The following is a 19,415-nucleotide window of genomic DNA, read 5'->3' on the forward strand; positions in this document are numbered from 1 at the left end:
CCGTCGGGCCGCACCAGCAGGGCGCGGCCGAGCAGGTCGGCGGGGCCGGAGACGACCCGGGCCAGGGCCGCGGCACCGCCGTTCGCGGCGGCGGCGAGGGCGGCGGCGAGCACCGGCCGGACGGCGTCGGCGGCCCGGACCGGTGTGACGAGGATGTCGATGACGCCGCCGCAGGTCAGGCCGACGGCGAAGGCGTCCTCGTCGCTGTAGCCGAAGCGTTCGAGGACGGTGCCGCCGTCGGCGAGCGCCTGCCGGCACAGCTCGTACACGGCGCCCTCCACGCAGCCCCCGGAGACCGAGCCGATCGCCGTGCCGTCGGCGTCGACCGCGAGGGCGGCGCCGGGTCTGCGGGGCGCGCTGCCGCCGACGGCGACCACGGTGGCGACGGCGAAGTCGCGGCCCTGCCCGACCCACCGGCTGAGGTCCTCGGCGATGTCCAGCATGTCTCGTTCTCCTTGACGGGGTCTGCGCGGACGGCGTGGGGCGCGCCCTAGTGGACGCCGAGCCAGCTTTCGATGGGGTGGAGGGCGAAGTAGACGAGGAAGACGGCGGTCAGGCCCCACATGAAGGCGCCGACCTCGCGGGCCCTGCCCTGGGCGGTCTTGATGACGGTGTAGGAGATGACGCCCGCGGCGACACCGGTGGTGATGGTGTAGGTGAACGGCATCAGGACGACGGTGAGGAAGACCGGGACGGCGGTGGCCCGGTCCGCCCAGTCCACGTGCCGGGCGTTCATCAGCATCATGGCGCCGATGACGACGAGCGCGGCGGAGGCGACCTCCTGCGGGACGATCGCGGTGAGCGGCGTGAAGAAGAGGCAGGCCGCGAAGAAGAGGCCGGTGACCGCGGAGGCGAGTCCGGTGCGGGCGCCCTCGCCGACGCCGGTCGCCGACTCGACGAACACGGTCTGGCCCGAGCCGCCCGCGACCCCGCCGATGGCGCCGCCCGCGCCGTCGATGAACAGGGCCTTGGAGAGGCCCGGCATCCGGCCCTTGGCGTCGGCGAGTCCGGCCTCGGTGCCGACGCCGATGATGGTGGCCATCGCGTCGAAGAACCCGGCGAGCACCAGGGTGAAGACGATGAGTCCGACGGTCATCACGCCGACCTGTCCCCAGCCGCCGAACTCGACCTGCCCGAAGAGGGAGAAGTCGGGCATCGAGACGGCCGAGCCGTGCAGCGCGGGGGCGCCCGCGGCCCACTGGCCGGGGGCGACGGCACCGGCCGCGTTGAGGACCGCGGCGACGGCGGTGCCGGTGACGATGCCGATCAGGATGGCGCCCGGGACGTTCCTGGCCTGGAGGGCGAAGATCAGCAGCAGCGTCCCGGCGAACAGCAGCACCGGCCAACCGGCCAGTTCACCGGCGGGGCCGAGGGTGAGGGGGGTGGCCTTGCCCTGGTGCACGAAACCGGACTTGTAGAAGCCGATGAGGGCGATGAACATGCCGATGCCCATGGTGATGCCGTGTTTGAGCGCCAGGGGTATCGCGTTCATGATCATCTCGCGGAGCCCGGTGACCACCAGCAGCATGATGACGACGCCGTACACGACGCACATCCCCATCGCCTGCGGCCAGGTCATCTCCGGGGCGACCTGCGAGGAGATCACGCCGGAGACGGAGAGCCCGGCGGCCAGGGCGAGCGGCACCTTGCCGACGAACCCCATGAGGAGCGTGGTGAGGGCGGCGGCGAAGGCGGTCGCGGTGATCAGGGCCTGCCGGCCGAGGGTGTCGCCCGCCGCGTCCTTGCCGGACAGGATCAGGGGGTTGAGCAGCAGGATGTACGCCATCGCCATGAAGGTGGTGACTCCGCCGCGCACCTCGCGCGCGACCGTGGAGCCCCGCAGGCTGATGTGGAAGTACCGGTCGAGCCAGGAACGCCCGGCCGGGACGCGGGTTCCCGCGCCCGCGTCCGCCGCGGTGGCCTCCGGCTCGATGGACTGCTGGGTCATGTGGGCCTACTCCCAAGGTTCAAAGGGACTCCCGCGCGGCCGGTGACGGCTGCGGGATTTGGGAAGGTGCTGCGGCCGCACGACCCGGGGGACGGCCCGAGACGAACGATCTCCGTGCGCTCCGGGCGGCGCGTCGCGCGCCGCCCGGAGGGTCTGTCACGCCGTGCCGGTCAGGTGCTCGGGGCGGACCGGCGCGCGGTTCAGTTCGAGCCCGGTCGCGGCCCTGATCGCCGCGAGGACGGCGGGGGTGGACGACAGGGTCGGTGCCTCGCCGATGCCGCGCAGCCCGTAGGGGGCGTGGTCGTCGGCGAGTTCGAGCACGTCCACCGGGATGGTGGGCGTGTCGAGGATGGTGGGGATCAGGTAGTCCGTGAAGGAGGGGTTCCTGACCTTGGCGGTGCGCGGGTCGACGATGATCTCCTCCATCACCGCGATGCCCAGGCCCTGGGTGGTGCCGCCCTGGATCTGGCCGATCACCGAGAGCGGGTTGAGCGCCTTGCCGACGTCCTGGGCGCAGGCCAGCTCGACCACCTTGACCAGGCCGAGTTCGGTGTCGACCTCGACGACGGCGCGGTGCGCGGCGAACGAGTACTGCACGTGTCCGTCGCCCTGCCCGGTGCGCAGGTCGAAGGGCTGGGTCGGCCGGTGCCGCCACTCGGCCTCGACCTCGACGACGTCGTCGGCGAGCAGGTCGACGAGGTCGCACAGGACCTCACCGCCGTCGGTGACGACCTTGCCGCCCTCCAGGAGGAGTTCGGCGTCGGCCCAGGCCGGGTGGTAGCTGCCGAACCTGCGGCGCCCGATCTCCAGGACCCGTTCGCGCACCAGCTCGCAGCTGTTCTTGACGGCGCCCCCGGTCACGTACGTCTGCCGGGAGGCGGAGGTCGAACCGGCGCTGCCCACCTGGGTGTCGGCCGGGTTGATGGTGACCCGGGTGACGCCCAGCTCGGTGCGGGCGATCTGGGCGTGGACGGTGACCCCGCCCTGGCCGACCTCGGCCATCGCGGTGTGCACGGTGGCGACGGCCTCACCGGCGACCACCTCCATGCGGACCCGGGCGGTGGAGTAGTCGTCGAAGCCCTCGGAGAAGCCGACGTTCTTGATGCCGACGGCGTAGCCGACGCCCCGCACGACGCCCTCGCCGTGCGTGGTGTTGGAGAGGCCGCCGGGCAGTTGCCGTACGTCGACGCCCTCGCTGCTCTCCCACTGGCGCTCGGGCGGCATCGGCATCGCGGCGACCCGGCGCAGCAGTTCGGCGACCGGCGCGGGCGAGTCGACGATCTGCCCGGTGGGCATGACGGCGCCCTGTTCCATGGCGTTGAGCTGCCGCAACCGCACCGGGTCCATGCCGAGCCGGTCGGCGAGCTTGTCCATCTGCGCCTCGTAGGCGAAGCACGCCTGGACCGCGCCGAAGCCGCGCATCGCCCCGCAGGGCGGGTTGTTGGTGTAGAGGGCGACGGCTTCGATGTCGACGTCGTCGACGACGTACGGGCCGACGGCGAGCGAGGAGGCGTTGCCGACGACGGCCGGGGAGGCGGAGGCGTAGGCGCCGCCGTCCAGGACGATCCGGCAGGTGAGGTGGGTGAGCTTGCCGTCCTTGGTGGCGCCGTGCTCGTAGACCAGGCGCGCGGGGTGGCGGTGGACGTGGCCGAAGAACGACTCGAACCGGTTGTAGACGATCTTGACGGGTTTGCCGGTGCGCAGGGCGAGCAGGCAGGCGTGGATCTGCATCGACAGGTCCTCGCGGCCGCCGAAGGCGCCGCCGACGCCGGAGAGGGTCATCCGGACCTTGTCCTCGGGCAGTCCTAGGACGGGCGCGATCTGCCGCAGGTCCGAGTGGAGCCACTGGGTGGCGATGTAGAGGTGGACGCCGCCGTCCTCCTCGGGCACGGCGAGTCCGGACTCGGGGCCGAGGAACGCCTGGTCCTGCATGCCGAAGCGGTACTCGCCGCGCACGACGACGTCGGCCCGTTTCCGGGCCTCGGTGACGTCGCCGCGCACGATGGGCTGCCGGTGGACGATGTTGGGGTGCGGGACGTGCCCGCTGTGGTGGTCGTCGCGGCCCTCGTGGACGAGGACCGCGCCGGGGCCGGTCGCGGACTCCTCGTCGGTGACGACGGGCAGTTCGCGGTACTCGACCCTGATCTTGGCGGCGGCCCTGCGGGCGGTCTCGGGGTGGTCGGCGGCGACGATGGCGACGGGCTCGCCGTGGTGGCGGACCTTGCCGTGGGCGAGGACGGGGGTGTCCTGGATCTCCAGGCCGTAGGTGCGCACCTCGGTCGGCAGGTCGTCGTAGGTCATGACGGCGTACACGCCCGGGGTCGCCAGCGCCTCGCCGGTGTCGATGGAGACGATCTCGGCGTGGGCGACGGTGGAGCGCAGGATCTGGCCCCAGAGCATGTCCTCGTGCCACATGTCGGAGGCGTAGGCGAACTCGCCGGTGACCTTGAGGATGCCGTCGGGGCGCAGGGTGGACTCGCCGATCCCGCCCTTCGTCCCCGAGCCCTGGGTGAGCTGGCTCGGGGCTCCGCTGGTGGGAGACATGGTCAGGCCCCCTCTCCCTGCCGGGCGGCGGCCAGCCGCACGGCGTCCATGATCTTCTCGTAGCCGGTGCAGCGGCAGAGGTTGCCGGAGAGCGCCTCGCGGATGTCGGCGTCGGTCGGGTTCGGCCGGTGTTCGAGGAGTTCGTCGGCGGCGACCAGCAGCCCGGGGGTGCAGAAGCCGCACTGGACGGCGCCCGCGTCGATGAACGCCTGCTGGACGGGCGCGAGTTCGGCGTCCGCGTCCTGGCCGGTGCCCCGCGGCTGCCAGGCGCGGGCCGCGTCGAGCGAGGTGCCGGGCGCGGTGCCGCAGGCGCGGCGGCGGGCGTGGTCGGCGAGCCCCTCGACGGTGACGACGTCCCGGCCCTCGGCCTGTCCGGCGGCGACCAGGCAGGAGCAGACCGGCACGCCGTCGAGGCGGACCGTGCAGGAACCGCACTCGCCCTGTTCGCAGGCGTTCTTGGAGCCGGGCAGGCCGAGCCGCTCGCGCAGCACGTACAGGAGGGACTCGCCCTCCCAGACGTCGTCGGCCTCCTGCGGACGCCCGTTGACGGTGAAGTTGACGCGCATTACGCGGCTCCCTCCGAGAGGCGCCGGGAGCCGCGGTACGACTCCCAGGTCCAGGTGAGTGTCCTGCGGGCCAGCACACCGACGGCGTGGCGCCGGTAGCTCGCGGTGCCGCGGACGTCGTCGATGGGGTTGCAGGCACCGGCGCACAGGTCGGCGAACTGCTTGACGACCGAGGGGGTGATGACCTTCCCGTTCTCCCAGAAGCCGCCCTCGTCGAGCGCGGCGGCCAGGAACTCCTCGGCGGTGCGGGCCCGGACCGGGGTGGGCGCCGCGGATCCGACGCCGGTGCGCACGGAGCGGGTGCGGGGGTGCAGGGCGAGCCCGAACGCGCAGACCGCGATGACCATGGCGTTGCGGGTGCCGACCTTCGCGTACTGCTGGGGTCCGTCGGCCTTCGTCACATGGACGGCGCGGATGAGTTCGTCGGGGGCGAGGGCGTTGCGCTTGACGCCGGTGTAGAAGTCGTCGATGGGGATGCGGCGGGTGCCGCGCACCGACTCGGCCTCGACCTCGGCCCCGGCGGCGAGCAGCGCCGGGTGCGCGTCACCGGCCGGTGAGGCGGTGCCGAGGTTGCCGCCGACGCCGCCGCGGTTGCGGATCTGCGGGGAGGCCACGGTGTGCGAGGCGAGGGCGAGGCCGGGCAGCTCGCCGCGGAGCCGCTCCATGATCCGGGTGTAGGGCACGGAGGCGCCGAGCCGTACGCTCTCGTCGCCGACCTCCCATTCGTAGAGATCACCGATCCTGGTGAGGTCGAGGAGGTACTCAGGCCGGCAGTGGTCGAAGTTGATCTCGACCATCACATCGGTGCCACCCGCAATCGGCACAGCGGTGGGGTGCTCGGCCTTCGCGGCGAGCGCCTCCTCCCAGCTGGCGGGGCGAAGGAAGTCCATGACCGGCTCTCTATCTTCGTCTCGTGATCGTTCGGATCGAGCCAGATCGGGTGCGGCGGTCCCGGCTCGTTCATGAGCTGTTTACGCGGAGTGGGCTCAGTACACAGCGGCGTACTCCAGCGGTGTCAGTCACCGAAACCATGAAGGAGTTGGCTGGCCAGGCGGGGCATCTTGTAGATTCGTATGAACGGAGGCCCTCAGTAACGTCCTGGTTCTCCTGTGGAAACACAGGAAACACCGGGTCAGCCGGGCGAACGGTTCAGGCCCGCCCCCACCGGGCCCGCCCGCGACGGGCGCCCCCCACCCATCGTAAGTTCCGAGACAAGAACGGCGGCGACGAGAATGCGGCTGCGCGCACTGCTGGACACCGACGCGCTGGGCCTGCGGCTGCTCGGCGGCGAGGACGAGCTGGACCGCACGGTGCGCGGGGTGATGACCACCGACCTCAAGGACCCCAGCCGCTATCTGTCCGGCGGCGAGCTGGTGCTGACCGGTCTCTCCTGGCGCGGCGGCGCCGCGGACTCGGACCCTTTCGTCCGCCTCCTCGTGCAGTCCGGGGTCTCCGCGCTCGCGGCGGGCGAGGCCGAGCTGGGCGTCATCCCGGACGACCTGGTCGCGGCCTGTGTCCGCCACCGGCTCCCGCTGTTCGCGGTCCACGAGTCCGTCGCCTTCGCGACCATCACCGAGCACGTGGTGCGCCAGGTGTCGGGCGAGCGGGCGGGCGACCTGGCGGCCGTGGTGGACCGGCACCGCAGGATGATGACGTCGGGCCCGGCAGGCGGCGGCCCCGACGTGGTCCTCGACCTGCTGGGCAGCGACCTGGACCTGCGGGCCTGGGTGCTCTCCCCGACCGGCCGCCTGATAGCGGGCCCCAAGGGCACGGCCCTCCCCGCCGACCTCTGCGCGGAGCTGGCCGCCGAGCACCTGGCGGCGGCCCGCACCGGCCGCCGCGGCCCGCACCGGGTCGCCGTCGGGTCCGCCCACTTCTCGCTCTTCCCGATCCGCAGCAGCGGCCGGGCGCCCCGGGCGTCGCGGGACGTGCGGGAGACGGTCCTCTCGGACTGGCTGCTCGCGGTGGAGGCGGACGCGGGCGACTGGCCCGACGAGCGCCTGGACCTGCTCCAGGGCGTCACCCAGCTGATCGCGGTGGAGCGCGACCGGCGCGACGCGGCCCGCACGGTGCGCCGCAGGCTCGCCCAGGAGGTCCTCGAACTGGTCCAGGCCGGAGCGGCACCGGCCGAGACGGCGGCCCGCCTGCGGGTGGCGGCCCCGGTCCTGCTCCCCGGCCTCGGGGCGGCCCCGCACTGGCAGGTGGTGGTCGCCCGGGTCGAGTGGAGCGGCGGCGAGGAGATCGAGCCGGGCCCGACCGCCCAGTCGCTCCTGGAGGAGATCCTGGTCGACCCGCTGGCCACCGGGCCCGAGCCGTCCGACCGGATCGCCGTGGCGCACACCGGCGACGAGGCCGTCGCGCTGGTCCCGATCCCCGCGGTCTCCGCCGAGCACGACGGCTCCGAGTCCGGCATCCACGCCGACGTGCTGCTGGCGTCGGTGCGCGGCCCGCTGTCGGCGGGTCTCGAGGGGGACGGCCAGGTGACGCTGGGCGTCAGCGCCGCCGTGCACTCGGCGGAGGGGCTGCGCGGGGCGCTGGAGGAGGCCAGGCACGCCCGCAGGGTGGCGGCGGCCCGTCCGGGCCGGGTCTCGGCGGCCGGGCACCAGGAGCTGGCCTCGCACGTGCTCCTGCTGCCGTTCGTCCCCGACGACGTGCGCCGGGCCTTCACCGCGCGGCTGCTGGACCCGCTGCGCGAGTACGACCGCCGTCACCGGGCCGAACTGATCCCCACCCTGGAGGCGTTCCTCGACTGCGACGGCTCCTGGACCCGCTGCGCGGCCCGGCTCCACCTGCACGTCAACACCCTGCGGTACCGGGTCGGGCGAATCGAGCAGTTGACGGGCCGTGACCTGTCCCGCCTTGAGGACAAGCTGGATTTCTTCCTCGCCCTGCGCATGAGCTGATCCCACGACTTTGTGAATTCTTTCACCCACCCTCTTGGCCCCACCCCCGATCCATGCTGAGATGCCGCCACCACTCAACAGGCTCGATGGCGCGCTAGGGGAGGGCAACGTGGCGCACACCGCCATGTCTGGTGCCGGAACGACCGAAGGCGACGATCCGCTCCAGACCGCGGTATGGCGGCTGCGCTCCCGCGCCTGCTGGGCGGACGCGGCGGCCCTGCTCCCCCAGGACACCCCGGCGGGCTCGCTCCAGCGGGCCTCGCTCCTGGTGGAGCGCTGTCTGTACACCGAGCAGGGCTGGCAGGACGCCGAGGACGCGCTGCGCACCGCGGAGGCGCAGGCGCACGCCGACGACGAGCGGGGCGCGGCGGCCTGCGAACGCGGCCAGCTCGCCTACGCGGCGACCCTGCACGGCGTCCGGGACCGGGCCGACGAGGCGCGGGCCGCCCTGGGCCGGGCGGCCGCCCTGATTCCGCCGGGCGCCCCGGCCCGCGCCCTGCTGGACTTCCGCAGGGGCCTGCTGGCGGAGAACCTGACCTCCTCGCCGCAGGCGGCCCGCGCCGCCTACCGCAGGGCCCACGCGGGCGCCACCGCCAACCCCGACCCGCTGCTGCTCTCCTTCACCTGGCGCCATCTGGCCGGGCTGTCCCTGCGCGAGGGCGAGTTGGCCGAGGCACGGCACGGCTTCGCGGAATCCCTGCGCATCCGCGAGGAGTTGGGCTACCTGGTGGGGACGGCCCCCGCGCTGGCGTCGCTCGCGGACGCCGAGTCGGAGCCGGAGGCGTCCCGGCTGCGCGAGGAGGCCCGCCGCCTCTTCCGGCTGCTGGGCGGGGTCCCCACCTGGCTGGCCCGCCAACTGACGCCACCGGCAACGGCGTAGCGGGTCCGGCCGCGGCGCGGGGTCGCGGGCCGGGGACGCGACGGTGTCAGCGGACTCCGCCGAAGTGGGCCTCCACCAGGACCCGGACCAGGACGTCGTCCCGGGCGATCAGGGCGTCCAGCAGGGCCTGGTGCTCGGCGGCGTCGCTGACCAGGTCGAGGCGTCCGTCCCCGGCCGGGGACTGGACCCGGCGCTGGAGGTCGTCGGCGATCTGGACCAGTTGCCGGTTGCCGGAGAGTCCGAGCACGGCGCGGTGGAACGCACGGTCGGCCTCGCCGTAGGCGGCCCGGCATCCCGACGACGCCGCCCGCACCCCCGCCTCGGCGAGCGGGCGCAGCTCGGCCCACCGCTCGACCGGCACCGAGCAAGCCAGCCGCAGCAGCACCGGCACCTCGATGAGCGCCCGCACCTCGGCCAGCTCCGCCAGTTCGCGCACGCCCCGGGCGACGACCCGGAACCCGCGGTTGGGCACCACCTCGACGGCGCCTTCGAGGGCGAGCTGCTGCATGGCCTCGCGCACCGGGGTCGCCGACACCCCGAACCGGTCTCCGAGCGCGGGCGCCGAGTAGACCTCGCCGGGCGTCAGCTCGCCCCCGGCGAGGGCGGCCCGCAGCGCGTCGAGTATCTGGCCCCGCACGGAGGAGCGCCGCACGACGGACCGGGCCCGGGGCGCGACGGGCGCGCAGTAGGCGTGCTCCCCCGGCTCGCCGCGCTCACGGCGTTCGCCGAGCCCCTCGCCGACGGCGCCCGGCTGCGCCGGCACCCGAACCGCGCCGGCGACCCTCTGCGCACGTTCAGCACGCTGCTCCACGGGCCCTCCTCCGGACGTGTCGGTACTTGAGGTCATTACGACGGGTTGCCCTCACCGTCAAGCACCCTAGGCCCATCGGGCACCAGTTCAAATCCCACCCAGAGTGGGTAAGGCTAGGCTTACCTACAGATTCACGCCTCACCTCGTGGAACGGTGGCCCCCGCATGCCCGTGTCCCCCTCGGCGCTCACGGCCGCGTACGACCGCCTGACATCGGCGCTGCCGGGGCTGCGCGTCCAGGAGCTGCCCCCGGGGGCGGCCCAGCCGGACGGCGGCGGCTGGATCACCGCCGCCTCCCTGACCGGGCCGGGCGAGGCGATGGACGCGTTCCTCGCCTGGGACGACGCCCAGATACGGCGGGACCACGGGACGCGGGCCCGCCCGGACGTGACGGCGAGCTTCGGACTGCACCGGTACGCGTGGCCGGTCTGCCTGCTGATCACGGTGCCGTGGCTGCTGCTGCGCCGGGTGCCGCGCCTCCCGGTGACGCACGTGTCGTACGACCGCACGGTCCCGGATCTGGCCATGGGCCGCCTCGCGGTGCGGGCCGCCGGGTTCGCCTGCCTGCCCGGCGACCCGGCGGCCGTCCTGCCCGGCGCGCGGGTGGTGGCGGACGAGGAGGCGCTGCGCGCCGAGGTGCGGGCGGCGGTGGCCGGGCACCTGGAGCCGGTGCTCGCGGCGTTCGGACCGCGGATGCGCCGCCGGGGCCGCGCGCTGTGGGGGATGGCGACCGACGAGGTGGTGGAGGGCCTGTGGTACGTGGCCGGGCTGCTCGGCGAGGAGGAGCGGGCCACGGCGGAGCTGAAGCGGCTGCTGCCGGGGGCGACGCTCCCGTTCGTGGGCTCGGCGGGGTTCCGCGAGCTGTCCACGCCGTCGGGGGCGCGGCTGGCGACCCGGGACCGGGCGAGCTGCTGCATGTTCTACACGCTGCACCCCGAGGACACCTGTGCGACCTGTCCGCGCACCTGCGACGCCGACCGGATCGTCAAACTCACTGCGCGGACGGCCGCTTGAGGCCCCCTCAGCACCGAGCACGGCGCCGCGTCCCGTAAGATCGTCGCGAACGAGACGTCGGCCACGGCAACGTCCCCGCGTCGCTTTGATTACAGGTACTTCACAACTTCCTCACCTGGCGCGGGAACTTTCCATTGAACCACCCGTACGGGTAGTCTTATTCGAACTCAACTCCCGCCCCTCAAGCGGCAGTTCGAGCAGAACGCCGCCCAGGGCATCCCCTTGCACTTCCTTGGCGGCCTCTTGCCCCGAAACCCCCTGAGGGCCGGTGGAATTGGGCCACTATGGCGGGCGTTACGCCCTATCCCAATGCAAGGGACCCCAGATGAGACTGACCGACATATCGCTGAATTGGCTGCTTCCGGGCGCCGTACTGCTCCTGGGCATGCTCGCGGCGGTTGCGGTGCTGGCACGCAGCAAGCGGTCCGGGGAGCACGCGAAGACCGAGGACTCCTGGGAGCGGAGCGAGGAACGGCGCAGGCGCAAGGAAGCCATCTACGGCTGGGCCTCGTACGTCCTGCTGTTCTGCTGTGCGGCCGTCGCCGCCGCGCTCTCCTTCAAGGGGCTCGTCGGCTTCGGTGAGCAGAACCTGGGCCTGTCCGACGGCTGGCAGTACCTGGTGCCGTTCGGCCTCGACGGCGCGGCCATGTTCTGCTCCGTCCTCGCCGTGCGCGAGGCCAGCCACGGTGACGCGGCCCTCGGCTCGCGGATACTGGTGTGGACGTTCGCGGGTGCCGCGGCCTGGTTCAACTGGGTGCACGCGCCCAGGGGTCTGGGCCACGACGGTGCCCCGCACTTCTTCGCGGGCATGTCCCTCTCGGCCGCGGTGCTGTTCGACCGCGCGCTGAAGCAGACCCGTCGCGCCGCGCTCCGCGAGCAGGGCCTGGTGCCCCGTCCGCTGCCCCAGATCCGCATAGTCCGGTGGCTGCGGGCGCCCCGCGAGACCTACAAGGCGTGGTCGCTCATGCTGCTGGAGAACGTGCGCAGCCTGGACGAGGCGGTCGACGAGGTCCGCGAGGACAAGCGCGAGAAGGAGCAGACCCGGCTGCGCCGCCGCGACAAGGAGCGCATGGACCGCGCCCAGCTCAAGGCGATCAGCAGGGGCCACCGCGGTTTCATCGGCCGCGGTCGGCAGATGGAGGCGCTGGAGCCCGCTCCGGCGACCGGAACGGAGCCTGCGATACCCGCCGCGGAGGCTCTCCCGGTCCGGTCGCGGCCGTCGCTCCAGCCTGTCCGCAAAGGCGGTTCGGACATGACCGTCGACCTCACCGCGGAGGACGACACAATGGCTCTGCCGCGACTCGACTCTCTGGAGCGCAAGCTCAAGGATCTTGAGCAGCAGTTCGGCTAGTCCGGACCGGAGAGGGCATGACATGAGAGGGGCGCGACCCGCGGGTCGCGCCCCTCTCATGTGTCGTCCGGCGGGCGCCGCCGGGCGCGCGGGTCCCGCCCCGAACCCGCCGGAGCACCACCCCGCACGTGACGCAGGTCACGCGATTTAGAGAACCTTCGCGGCCCCCTCCATGTCTGGAGAGTGTGAGACCACGTAGGAAGAGACCACCCGAGCCGGACGAGGAGCACCTCCTCCGGCGGATCGCGACCGGCGACCGGGGCGCGTTCGACGAGCTGTACCGGCGCACCTCGCCCTGGCTCGCGGTGCGGCTGCGCCGCCGCTGCGCGGACGAGCAGATCGTCGCCGAGGTCATGCAGGAGACCTATCTCGCCGTCTGGCGGGCGGCCGGCGCCTTCGCCGGGAGCGCCGCCGGCGGCAGCGCGGTCGGCTGGCTGTGGACCATCGCCGCCCACCGGCTGGTCGACGCCTTCCGGCGCCGCGCCCACCACGCCGAACCGCCCGTCGCCGCCGCCGAACGCGTCACCGCGCCGGCCGCCGAGGACGAGGCGCTGGCCGCGACCGTCGGCGGTGACGTGGGCGACGCCCTGCGCACCCTCGCCCCCGAACTGCGGGACGTCCTGCGGGCCCTGGTGCTCGACGGCCTGTCGGTGCGCGAGACCGCCGTCCTGCTCGACCTGCCCGAAGGCACCGTCAAGACCCGGGCCAGGCGCGCCCGGATCGCGATGAGGAAGGCACTGGCATGAGCGCGCAGCACCCGTCCGACGCCCTGGTCCGCGCCTACACGCGCGGCGACACCGACCTCCCGGCCGATCGACTCTGGGCGGTCGAGGCCCACTTGGAGGGCTGCTCCGGCTGCCGCGCCCGGCTGGCCGCCGAGGCCGGGGGGCTGCCCGACGTCACCGCCCTGCTGACCACCGTCCGCGACGGACTCGAACCCGGCCTGGCCGCCTCGCGGCCCGCCGCCCGCGGGGCGCGCCGCGTGACGGCCTGGACGACGCCGGTCATGGCGCCCTGGCTGGCCACGATCGTCGCGGTGACCGCCGTCGCGGTGCTCCTCGACCGCACCGCGCGGTGGTCCGGGGGCGTCTCCCCCGTGCTGCTGCTGGCACCGGCGCTGCCTCTCGCGGGCGTCGCCGCGGCCTGGACCCGCGGCCTCGACCCGGCGTTCGAACTGACCGCCGCCACCCCGCGCGCCGGGCTGCCGCTGCTGCTGCGCCGCACCCTGACCGTCCTCGCCGTGCTGCTCCCGGTCCACGCGACCGCCGGGCTGCTCACCGGCGTCGCGCTCGCCCAGTGGCTGCTCCCGTCGCTCGCACTCACCGCGGCGGCCCTCGCGCTCGGCGGGGTCATCGGCGTCGGCCGCGCCACCGCCGTCCTCGGCGTGCTGTGGTCCGCCGCCGTCCTGGCCCCGGCCGTGACCCTGGGCAGCGCCCCGCTGCTGCGGCCCGGAGGGCTGCCCGGCTGGGCGGGGGTGCTCGTCCTCGGCGTCGGCGTGCTCCTGGCCAGGCGCCGCGCCTACACCACCTCCCCCGGCCCGCGATGAACCCCCCGAAGGAGACGAGCATGACCGCGACCAGCGGCGTGGCCGACACCGCGCCACGCACCTACGCCCACGAGATCCACGCCCACGACCTCACCGTCCGGGTGAGCCGCGACCGCCTCGCCGTCGACGGCCTCACGCTCTCCCTGGGCGTCGGCACCCACGGCCTGCTGGGCCCCAACGGCGCGGGCAAGACGACCCTGATCCGCACCCTGGCCACCGTCCTGCGCCCCACCGGCGGCGATCTGGAACTCTTCGGCCACTCGGTCCGCGACTCCGGCCGCCACCGCGAACTGCGCCGCCGGATCGGCTACCTGCCGCAGGAGTTCGGCTACTACAAGCGGTTCACCGTCCGCGAGTTCGTCGGCTACCTGGCCTGGCTCAAGGAGATGCCCGACCGGGACATCCCCGGCGCCGTGCAGCGCGCCGTGGAGCGGGTGGGGCTCGCCGAGCGCGCCGACGACCGGATGAAGTCCCTGTCGGGAGGCATGGTGCGGCGCGTCGGCATCGCCCAGGCGATCGTCAACGACCCGGCCGTGCTGCTGCTCGACGAGCCGACCGTCGGCCTCGACCCCGCGCAGCGCCTCCAGTTCCGCTCGCTGCTGAAGGAACTCGGCCGGGAGAGCTGCGTCGTGGTCTCCACGCACCTCGTCGAGGACGTCGCCGCAGCCTGCACCGACGTGGTCCTCTTCGACCGGGGCCGCCTGCTCTTCCAGGGCACCCCCGACGACCTCGCCGCCGCCGGCACCTCCGACCAGCCGGGCGACAGCCCCCTGGAGCGGGGCTACTCCGCACTCCTCAGTGACTCCGCCCAGGGAAAGGGCAGTTGGTGAACCTCCGCGTCCTGCGCATCGAACTCCGCCGCTCCGCCGCCCCCTGGGCCGGTCTCGTCGTCGCCGCCGTCGGCCTCGGGTTCCTGTACGCCGTCCCCGGGGCGTGGTGGGGATCGTCCGTGCAGTGGACCTCCCAGTGGACGTCCCTCGCACTCTGGACCCGCGTCCTGTTCTTCTACCTGTGGCCGCTGGTCGCCGGGATCGGCGCCCTCTACGGGCTGCGCGACCGGCGCTCCCGGATGCCCGAACTGCTGGCGTCCGCGCCGCGCCCGGCCTGGCGGCGCGCCGCGGCCCCGGCGGGCGCCGCCGCCCTCGCCCTGACCGCCGGGTTCGGGCTGCTGGTGCTCTGGGGCGCCGTCCAGGTGGCGTCCGGCCCGGCCACCTACGCGCCCCTTGGCTGGCTGCCGATCTCGGCGGTCGGGCTCCTCGCCCTGCTGGCCGCCCTCCTGTTCGGCATGGGAACGGGACGCGCCCTGCCCTCACCGCTGACCCCGCCCGCGGTGGTGGTGGTCTTCCTCGCGGCGACCGTGCTGCTGGCCCAGAACAACGAGCGCGAGCTGCCCACCTCCACGACCGTGCCGCATCTGCTCTCCCAGCTCTCCCCCGCGGTCGCCGAACCGCGCCAGGTGCTCCTCACCCTCACCGGCGCCGTGCACCTCGGCCAGGCCTTCTGGTTCCTCGGCCTGGCGGCCACCGGGTTCGTGCTGCTGACCGCGGTGCGCGCCAGGCAGCGGCTGACCGCCCTGGTACCGGCCGTGGCCGGGCTCGCCCTCGCCCTGCTGGTGCTGCCCGGCACCCCGCGGGGCAGCTACCGGATCGACCCGGCCGCCGCCTCCCCGGTGTGCGAAGGCGCCGTCTGCGTCACCGCGATGCACCGCGACCGGCTGGCGGGGCTCGCTCCGGACGGCGCGCGGGCGCTCAAGGCGCTGCGTTCCAAGCTCGGCGACCGGGCACCCCGGCGGGTGCGCGAGGAGACCGCGCCGCGCGCCCTGGGCGCCGACCGCGTGCTCGACCCGGCCACGGTGCTGGTCAACTTCGAGGATCCGCAGTTCGGTTCGGCCCGGGGCGACCAGTTGCTGCGCCGGCTGATCGGCGAGGGGCTCGCGCCGAGCTGCTCGGCGAACACCGCGTGGGAGGGGGCGAGCGACGGCTCCCTCCTGGTGCAGAGCGTGCTGGCGAGCTGGGTGCTGGGCGAGTACCGGCTCATCGGCACGGACAGCTACGACCCGGCGGAGTACCGCGACTCCACGCGCCGCGCCTGGGACCGGTTCGCGGCGCTGGAACCGGCGGAACAACTGCGGCGGGCGGTCACCGTCCGTACGGCGGCGCTCCGTTGCGACCTCGGCCCGGCCGACAAGCTGGTCGGGGAACCGCGATGACCAACGGGCTCCTCCTGTACGGGCGTTCGCGCGGGGTTCCGGCCGCGGCCGGTGTCCTGCTGGTCACCGCGGCGCTGCTGGGGGTTTTCGGGCCGCGGGCGGGCGCCGCCGACCCCCGGCTGCTCGCGCTCGCCGCGGCGGCCGGTGTGACGGCGGCGTCCGCCGGGCTCGCCGGCCAGGACCCCGACCTGGACCGCACGGCGGCGCTCAGCTGGCCGCCCGGCGGGCGGCGCACGTCCTGCTGCTCGCCGCCGCCGTCACCGTCGTCCTCGCGGTGGCGCGGGTGGCGGAGCGGCCGGAGGCGGCGCTCCTGCTGCGCGCGAGCGCCGGGCTGACCGGTCTCGCGGCGCTCGGTGCCGCGCTGTGCGGCGCCGTGTACGCGTGGACGCCGCCGATCGGCTGGCTGGCGGTCTCGCTGATCGTCCCGCAGCGCCCCGACGACGTCCTGTGGACCGCCGTCGGCTGGCCGCTGGCCGCGACGGACTCGGCGCCCGCCGCCTGGACGGCCGGGCTGCTGCTGGCCGTCGGCACGGGGGTGTACGCGGTCCGGGGCCCGCTGCGCTGACACCGGGGAGGACGGGTCCGCGGTCGGCGCGTCCAGCGGGGCGCACCGGGCCGCGGACCGTCGTCCGGTGACGTCCGTCACGGGCGGGGCACGTTGCGGATGTTGGAGCGGGCCATCTGGAGCATCCGGCCGACCCCTCCGTCCAGGACGATCTTCGAGGCGGAGAGGGCGAACCCGGTGACCATGTCGGCGCTGATCTTCGGCGGGATCGACAGGGCGTTGGGGTCGGTGACGATGTCGACGAGGGCCGGGCCCTTGTGCTTGAACGCGGACTTCAGGGCGCCCGCGAGGTCCTTGGGCTTCTCGACCCGCACCCCGTGGGCGCCGCAGGCGCGGGCGACGGCCGCGAAGTCCGGGTTCCTGTTGGTGGTGCCGTAGGAGGGCAGCCCGGCCACCAGCATCTCCAACTCGACCATGCCGAGCGAGGAGTTGTTGAAGAGGACGACCTTCACCGGCAGGTCGTACTGGACCAGGGTGAGGAAGTCGCCCATCAGCATGGAGAACCCGCCGTCCCCCGACATCGAGACGACCTGCCGTCCCCGGTCGGTGAACTGGGCCCCGATGGCCATCGGCAGCGCGTTGGCCATCGAGCCGTGGGAGAACGAACCGATCACCCGGCGGCGCCCGTTGGGGGTGATGTAGCGGGCCGCCCAGACGTTGCACATGCCGGTGTCCACGGTGAACACGGCGTCCTCGTCGGCCAGTTCGTCGAGGACGGACGCCACGTACTCGGGGTGGATCGGGACGTGCTTCTCGACCTTGCGGGTGTACGCCTTGACGACGCCCTCCAGCGCGTCGGCGTGCTTCTTCAGCATCTTGTCGAGGAAGCGCCGGTTCTCCTTGGGCTTCACCCGCGGGGTGAGGGCACGCAGCGTCTCGCGCACGTCGCCCCAGACGGCGAGGTCCAGCTTGGAGCGGCGGCCGAGGTGCTCGGGGCGGATGTCGACCTGGACGATCTTCACGTCGTCGGGCAGGAAGGCGTTGTACGGGAAGTCGGTGCCGAGCAGGATCAGCAGGTCGCACTCGTGGGTGGCCTCGTAGGCGGCGCCGTAGCCGAGCAGTCCGCTCATCCCGACGTCGAACGGGTTGTCGTACTGGATCCACTCCTTGCCGCGCAGGGCGTGCCCGACCGGGGACTTGATCTTCTCCGCGCACTCCATGACCTCGGCGTGCGCCCCGGCCGTGCCGCTGCCGCAGAACAGGGTGACCCGCTGGGCGCGGTCGATGAGGTCGACGAGCCGGTCGATCTCGGCGTCGCCGGGGCGGACCGTGGGCCGCGAGGTGACCAGCGCGGTCTCCAGGGGCTTGTCGGGGGCGGGCTGCGAGGCGATGTCGCCGGGGAGCGAGACGACGCTGACGCCGGACTGGCCGACGGCGTGCTGGATGGCGGTCTGGAGCAGCCGGGGCATCTGCTGCGGGTTGGAGATCAGCTCGTTGTAGTGGCTGCACTCGGTGAACAGCCGGTCCGGGTGGGTCTCCTGGAAGTAGCCGAGGCCGATCTCGCTGGACGGGATCTGCGAGGCGAGGGCCAGCACCGGGGCCATCGAGCGGTGCGCGTCGTAGAGCCCGTTGATGAGGTGGAGGTTGCCCGGACCGCAGGACCCGGCGCACGCGGTGAGCTTCCCGGTGATCTGCGCCTCCGCCCCGGCCGCGAAGGCGGCGGTCTCCTCGTGGCGGACGTGCACCCAGTCGATCGCGGAGTTGCGGCGCACCGCGTCCACGACCGGGTTGAGGCTGTCGCCGACGACGCCGTAGAGGCGCTGCACTCCGGCGTGGACGAGGATGTCGACGAACTGCTCGGCGACGTTCTGCTTGGCCATGGCTCTCGGATGCCCCTTCGGTCTCCTCGGAATCACCGATCCCGCTGAGTCCATGAATCCACAGCCCGCGCGCTCACGCCTCCCACACGGCCGCCGCCGTCCGGTCGTCCGCGTACCCCTTGACCCGGGCCTGGACGTCGGCGAGGAAGGCCGCCAGACCGGGCGCCGCCGCTCCCGCCCAGCGGTCGGCGAGGTGACGGCACAGCTCGGGCTCGCCGCGCAGGGGCTCCGCGAGGCCGTCGCTGCACATCAGGAGCGTGTCACCCGGGCGGGCTACCGAGGCCCGGAAGCGGAAGGGCGCGCGGGGCGGTTCCGGAGCGGGTTCGTAGGGGCTGGGCGGGGTGGGGATGCCTAGGTCCATGGTGAGGCGGTCGCCCTCCGGGGTCTGGGCGGGCCGCGAGCCGAACCCGACGACGGGCGCGCCGACGGCGTCCGTGACGCGCGGCTCGATGTCCTGCCAGTCGCCGTCCCTGAGCCGGAAGAGGCCGCCGGTGCCGACGCCGAAGAAGACCCGGGTACGGCACTCGGGGTCGGCGGGCAGCAGCAGGCAGCGCAGGCTCGCCGCGTACTCGTCGGGGTCGACCCCCTGTTCGACGGCGCTGGCCCGGAGCCTGCCGAGGGTGCGGTCGGTCAGCCGGTGCAGCCCCGACTTGAGGTCGCCGCGGCGGGCGGCCCTGATGTCCTCGGAGAGCCGGGCGTGACTGCGGCCGACGGCTCGGCCGATCCAGTGACAGGCCTCGGCGGCGGCGCGGTGGGCGCCGGGTGTGGCCCGCGCGCCGGTCGCCGTCGCGACCAGCACGAGGGCGTGGTCGCCGGTGCCGAAGCGCGCGGTGAGCAGGGCGTCGCGGCGCGGCTCGCCCCGGTAGCGCGCGGAGTCGCCCCGCAGGGACACCGCCCGCACGGTCGAGGTCCCGTAGCGGGCGCCTTCCAGGACGGTGTCGGGGACCAGGTCGTCGAGGTGGTCGGGGTCGGAGACGGGCAGCGCGGTGGGCTCCGGGTCGTAGGTGGGCGGCCCCGAGCCGACATGGGCGACGGCGGGCGGCGCGACGGACGCGACACCGGGACCTCGCTCCCCGGAGGCGAAAGTGAAGGTCGCCGGAACGGAGGCCACCACGGACGGCGCCTCCCAGGGAGCCCGATGCCGCCCGGAGGCAGCGGGAAACACGGGCGGAGGGGGCGGGGGACGGGCGCGGGAGGCACGGGGGCGGCGGGCGGTTCGGGACGCGTGGGAGGTGCGGGGGTTTCGGTGGGGGCGGCGG

16 protein-coding genes and 1 pseudogene are annotated in these 19,415 nt (G+C 73.9%); 9 read left to right on the top strand and 8 right to left on the bottom strand.

The window, feature by feature from the left end:
- From GA0115242_RS19490 to GA0115242_RS19510, 5 genes are all read right to left on the bottom strand, one after another.
- A partial coding sequence (locus GA0115242_RS19490) for an XdhC family protein (RefSeq protein ID WP_141721667.1) occupies window positions 1–443 on the bottom strand: 443 nt, incomplete at its 3' end.
- Window positions 444–490: 47 nt separating this feature from the next.
- Complete coding sequence (locus GA0115242_RS19495) at window positions 491–1,948, bottom strand: NCS2 family permease (protein ID WP_093830193.1); 1,458 nt, start codon at window positions 1,946–1,948, stop codon at window positions 491–493.
- A gap of 156 nt (window positions 1,949–2,104) precedes the next feature.
- Window positions 2,105–4,492 (bottom strand): xanthine dehydrogenase family protein molybdopterin-binding subunit, encoded by a 2,388-nt coding sequence (locus tag GA0115242_RS19500; protein ID WP_093830195.1) that lies wholly within the window; start codon window positions 4,490–4,492, stop codon window positions 2,105–2,107.
- 2 nt (window positions 4,493–4,494) lie between these two features.
- Window positions 4,495–5,058 carry a (2Fe-2S)-binding protein gene (locus tag GA0115242_RS19505; protein ID WP_093830197.1) on the bottom strand — a complete coding sequence of 188 codons (564 nt, stop codon included), beginning with the start codon at window positions 5,056–5,058 and terminating at the stop codon, window positions 4,495–4,497.
- Window positions 5,058–5,948: an FAD binding domain-containing protein gene (locus GA0115242_RS19510; RefSeq protein WP_093830199.1), complete on the bottom strand. Its 891-nt coding sequence runs from the start codon at window positions 5,946–5,948 to the stop codon at window positions 5,058–5,060. The genes GA0115242_RS19505 and GA0115242_RS19510 overlap by 1 nt, the downstream gene beginning before the upstream one ends.
- A gap of 342 nt (window positions 5,949–6,290) precedes the next feature.
- Between GA0115242_RS19510 and GA0115242_RS19515 the strand changes: the two genes are divergently transcribed.
- On the top strand, window positions 6,291–7,961 hold the full coding sequence (locus tag GA0115242_RS19515; protein ID WP_093830201.1) for a PucR family transcriptional regulator: 1,671 nt from the start codon (window positions 6,291–6,293) through the stop codon (window positions 7,959–7,961).
- A 109-nt stretch (window positions 7,962–8,070) separates the two neighbouring features.
- On the top strand, window positions 8,071–8,841 hold the full coding sequence (locus GA0115242_RS19520) for a hypothetical protein (protein WP_093830203.1): 771 nt from the start codon (window positions 8,071–8,073) through the stop codon (window positions 8,839–8,841).
- Between the two features lie 46 nt (window positions 8,842–8,887).
- On the opposite strand, the gene GA0115242_RS19525 is transcribed toward GA0115242_RS19520, so the two are convergent.
- Entirely contained in the window at window positions 8,888–9,688 is an 801-nt protein-coding gene (locus GA0115242_RS19525) for a GntR family transcriptional regulator (RefSeq protein WP_093830205.1), read from the bottom strand.
- A 128-nt stretch (window positions 9,689–9,816) separates the two neighbouring features.
- Here GA0115242_RS19525 and GA0115242_RS19530 point away from each other — a divergent pair, with 128 nt between their 5' ends.
- From GA0115242_RS19530 to GA0115242_RS42495, 7 genes and pseudogenes are all read left to right on the top strand, one after another.
- Complete coding sequence (locus tag GA0115242_RS19530) at window positions 9,817–10,665, top strand: (2Fe-2S)-binding protein (protein WP_093830207.1); 849 nt, start codon at window positions 9,817–9,819, stop codon at window positions 10,663–10,665.
- 325 nt (window positions 10,666–10,990) lie between these two features.
- Window positions 10,991–12,016, top strand: coding sequence for a DUF2637 domain-containing protein (locus tag GA0115242_RS19535; protein ID WP_093830209.1), 1,026 nt, complete (start codon window positions 10,991–10,993; stop codon window positions 12,014–12,016).
- A 185-nt stretch (window positions 12,017–12,201) separates the two neighbouring features.
- Window positions 12,202–12,762, top strand: a complete 561-nt coding sequence (locus GA0115242_RS19540; RefSeq protein ID WP_176729858.1) for an RNA polymerase sigma factor — start codon at window positions 12,202–12,204, stop codon at window positions 12,760–12,762.
- Window positions 12,759–13,562: a zf-HC2 domain-containing protein gene (locus GA0115242_RS19545; RefSeq protein WP_093830211.1), complete on the top strand. Its 804-nt coding sequence runs from the start codon at window positions 12,759–12,761 to the stop codon at window positions 13,560–13,562. Before GA0115242_RS19540 ends, GA0115242_RS19545 begins: the two co-directional genes overlap by 4 nt.
- Window positions 13,559–14,392 (top strand): ABC transporter ATP-binding protein, encoded by an 834-nt coding sequence (locus GA0115242_RS19550; protein ID WP_370672302.1) that lies wholly within the window; start codon window positions 13,559–13,561, stop codon window positions 14,390–14,392. The genes GA0115242_RS19545 and GA0115242_RS19550 overlap by 4 nt, the downstream gene beginning before the upstream one ends.
- Window positions 14,389–15,771, top strand: coding sequence for a hypothetical protein (locus GA0115242_RS19555; RefSeq protein WP_093830215.1), 1,383 nt, complete (start codon window positions 14,389–14,391; stop codon window positions 15,769–15,771). The genes GA0115242_RS19550 and GA0115242_RS19555 overlap by 4 nt, the downstream gene beginning before the upstream one ends.
- Window positions 15,768–16,336: pseudogene (locus tag GA0115242_RS42495) on the top strand (hypothetical protein). Before GA0115242_RS19555 ends, GA0115242_RS42495 begins: the two are co-directional and overlap by 4 nt.
- Window positions 16,337–16,413: 77 nt before the next feature.
- On the opposite strand, the gene GA0115242_RS19565 reads toward GA0115242_RS42495, so the two are convergent.
- Together GA0115242_RS19565 and GA0115242_RS19570 are read right to left on the bottom strand one after the other, a co-directional pair.
- Window positions 16,414–18,156 (bottom strand): pyruvate dehydrogenase, encoded by a 1,743-nt coding sequence (locus GA0115242_RS19565; RefSeq protein ID WP_093830216.1) that lies wholly within the window; start codon window positions 18,154–18,156, stop codon window positions 16,414–16,416.
- Between the two features lie 73 nt (window positions 18,157–18,229).
- Window positions 18,230–19,270, bottom strand: coding sequence for a protein phosphatase 2C domain-containing protein (locus GA0115242_RS19570; protein ID WP_359341691.1), 1,041 nt, complete (start codon window positions 19,268–19,270; stop codon window positions 18,230–18,232).
- Window positions 19,271–19,415: the final 145 nt, after the last annotated feature.

Origin of the sequence: Streptomyces sp. SolWspMP-5a-2, assembly GCF_900091845.1 — a bacterium.
Taxonomy (GTDB): Bacteria; Actinomycetota; Actinomycetes; order Streptomycetales; family Streptomycetaceae; genus Streptomyces; species Streptomyces doudnae.

Excerpts from the sequence above, each read along its gene's own strand:
- GA0115242_RS19525 (WP_093830205.1), bottom strand. The coding sequence starts at position 9,688 with ATGACCTCAAGTACCGACACGTCCGGAGGAGGGCCCGTGGAGCAGCGT.
- GA0115242_RS19500 (WP_093830195.1), bottom strand. The coding sequence starts at position 4,492 with ATGTCTCCCACCAGCGGAGCCCCGAGCCAGCTCACCCAGGGCTCGGGG.
- GA0115242_RS19530 (WP_093830207.1), top strand. The coding sequence starts at position 9,817 with ATGCCCGTGTCCCCCTCGGCGCTCACGGCCGCGTACGACCGCCTGACA.
- GA0115242_RS19505 (WP_093830197.1), bottom strand. The coding sequence starts at position 5,058 with ATGCGCGTCAACTTCACCGTCAACGGGCGTCCGCAGGAGGCCGACGAC.
- GA0115242_RS19545 (WP_093830211.1), top strand. The coding sequence starts at position 12,759 with ATGAGCGCGCAGCACCCGTCCGACGCCCTGGTCCGCGCCTACACGCGC.
- GA0115242_RS19565 (WP_093830216.1), bottom strand. The coding sequence starts at position 18,156 with ATGGCCAAGCAGAACGTCGCCGAGCAGTTCGTCGACATCCTCGTCCAC.
- GA0115242_RS19510 (WP_093830199.1), bottom strand. The coding sequence starts at position 5,948 with ATGGACTTCCTTCGCCCCGCCAGCTGGGAGGAGGCGCTCGCCGCGAAG.
- GA0115242_RS19515 (WP_093830201.1), top strand. The coding sequence starts at position 6,291 with ATGCGGCTGCGCGCACTGCTGGACACCGACGCGCTGGGCCTGCGGCTG.
- GA0115242_RS19550 (WP_370672302.1), top strand. The coding sequence starts at position 13,559 with ATGAACCCCCCGAAGGAGACGAGCATGACCGCGACCAGCGGCGTGGCC.
- GA0115242_RS19495 (WP_093830193.1), bottom strand. The coding sequence starts at position 1,948 with ATGACCCAGCAGTCCATCGAGCCGGAGGCCACCGCGGCGGACGCGGGC.
- GA0115242_RS19535 (WP_093830209.1), top strand. The coding sequence starts at position 10,991 with ATGAGACTGACCGACATATCGCTGAATTGGCTGCTTCCGGGCGCCGTA.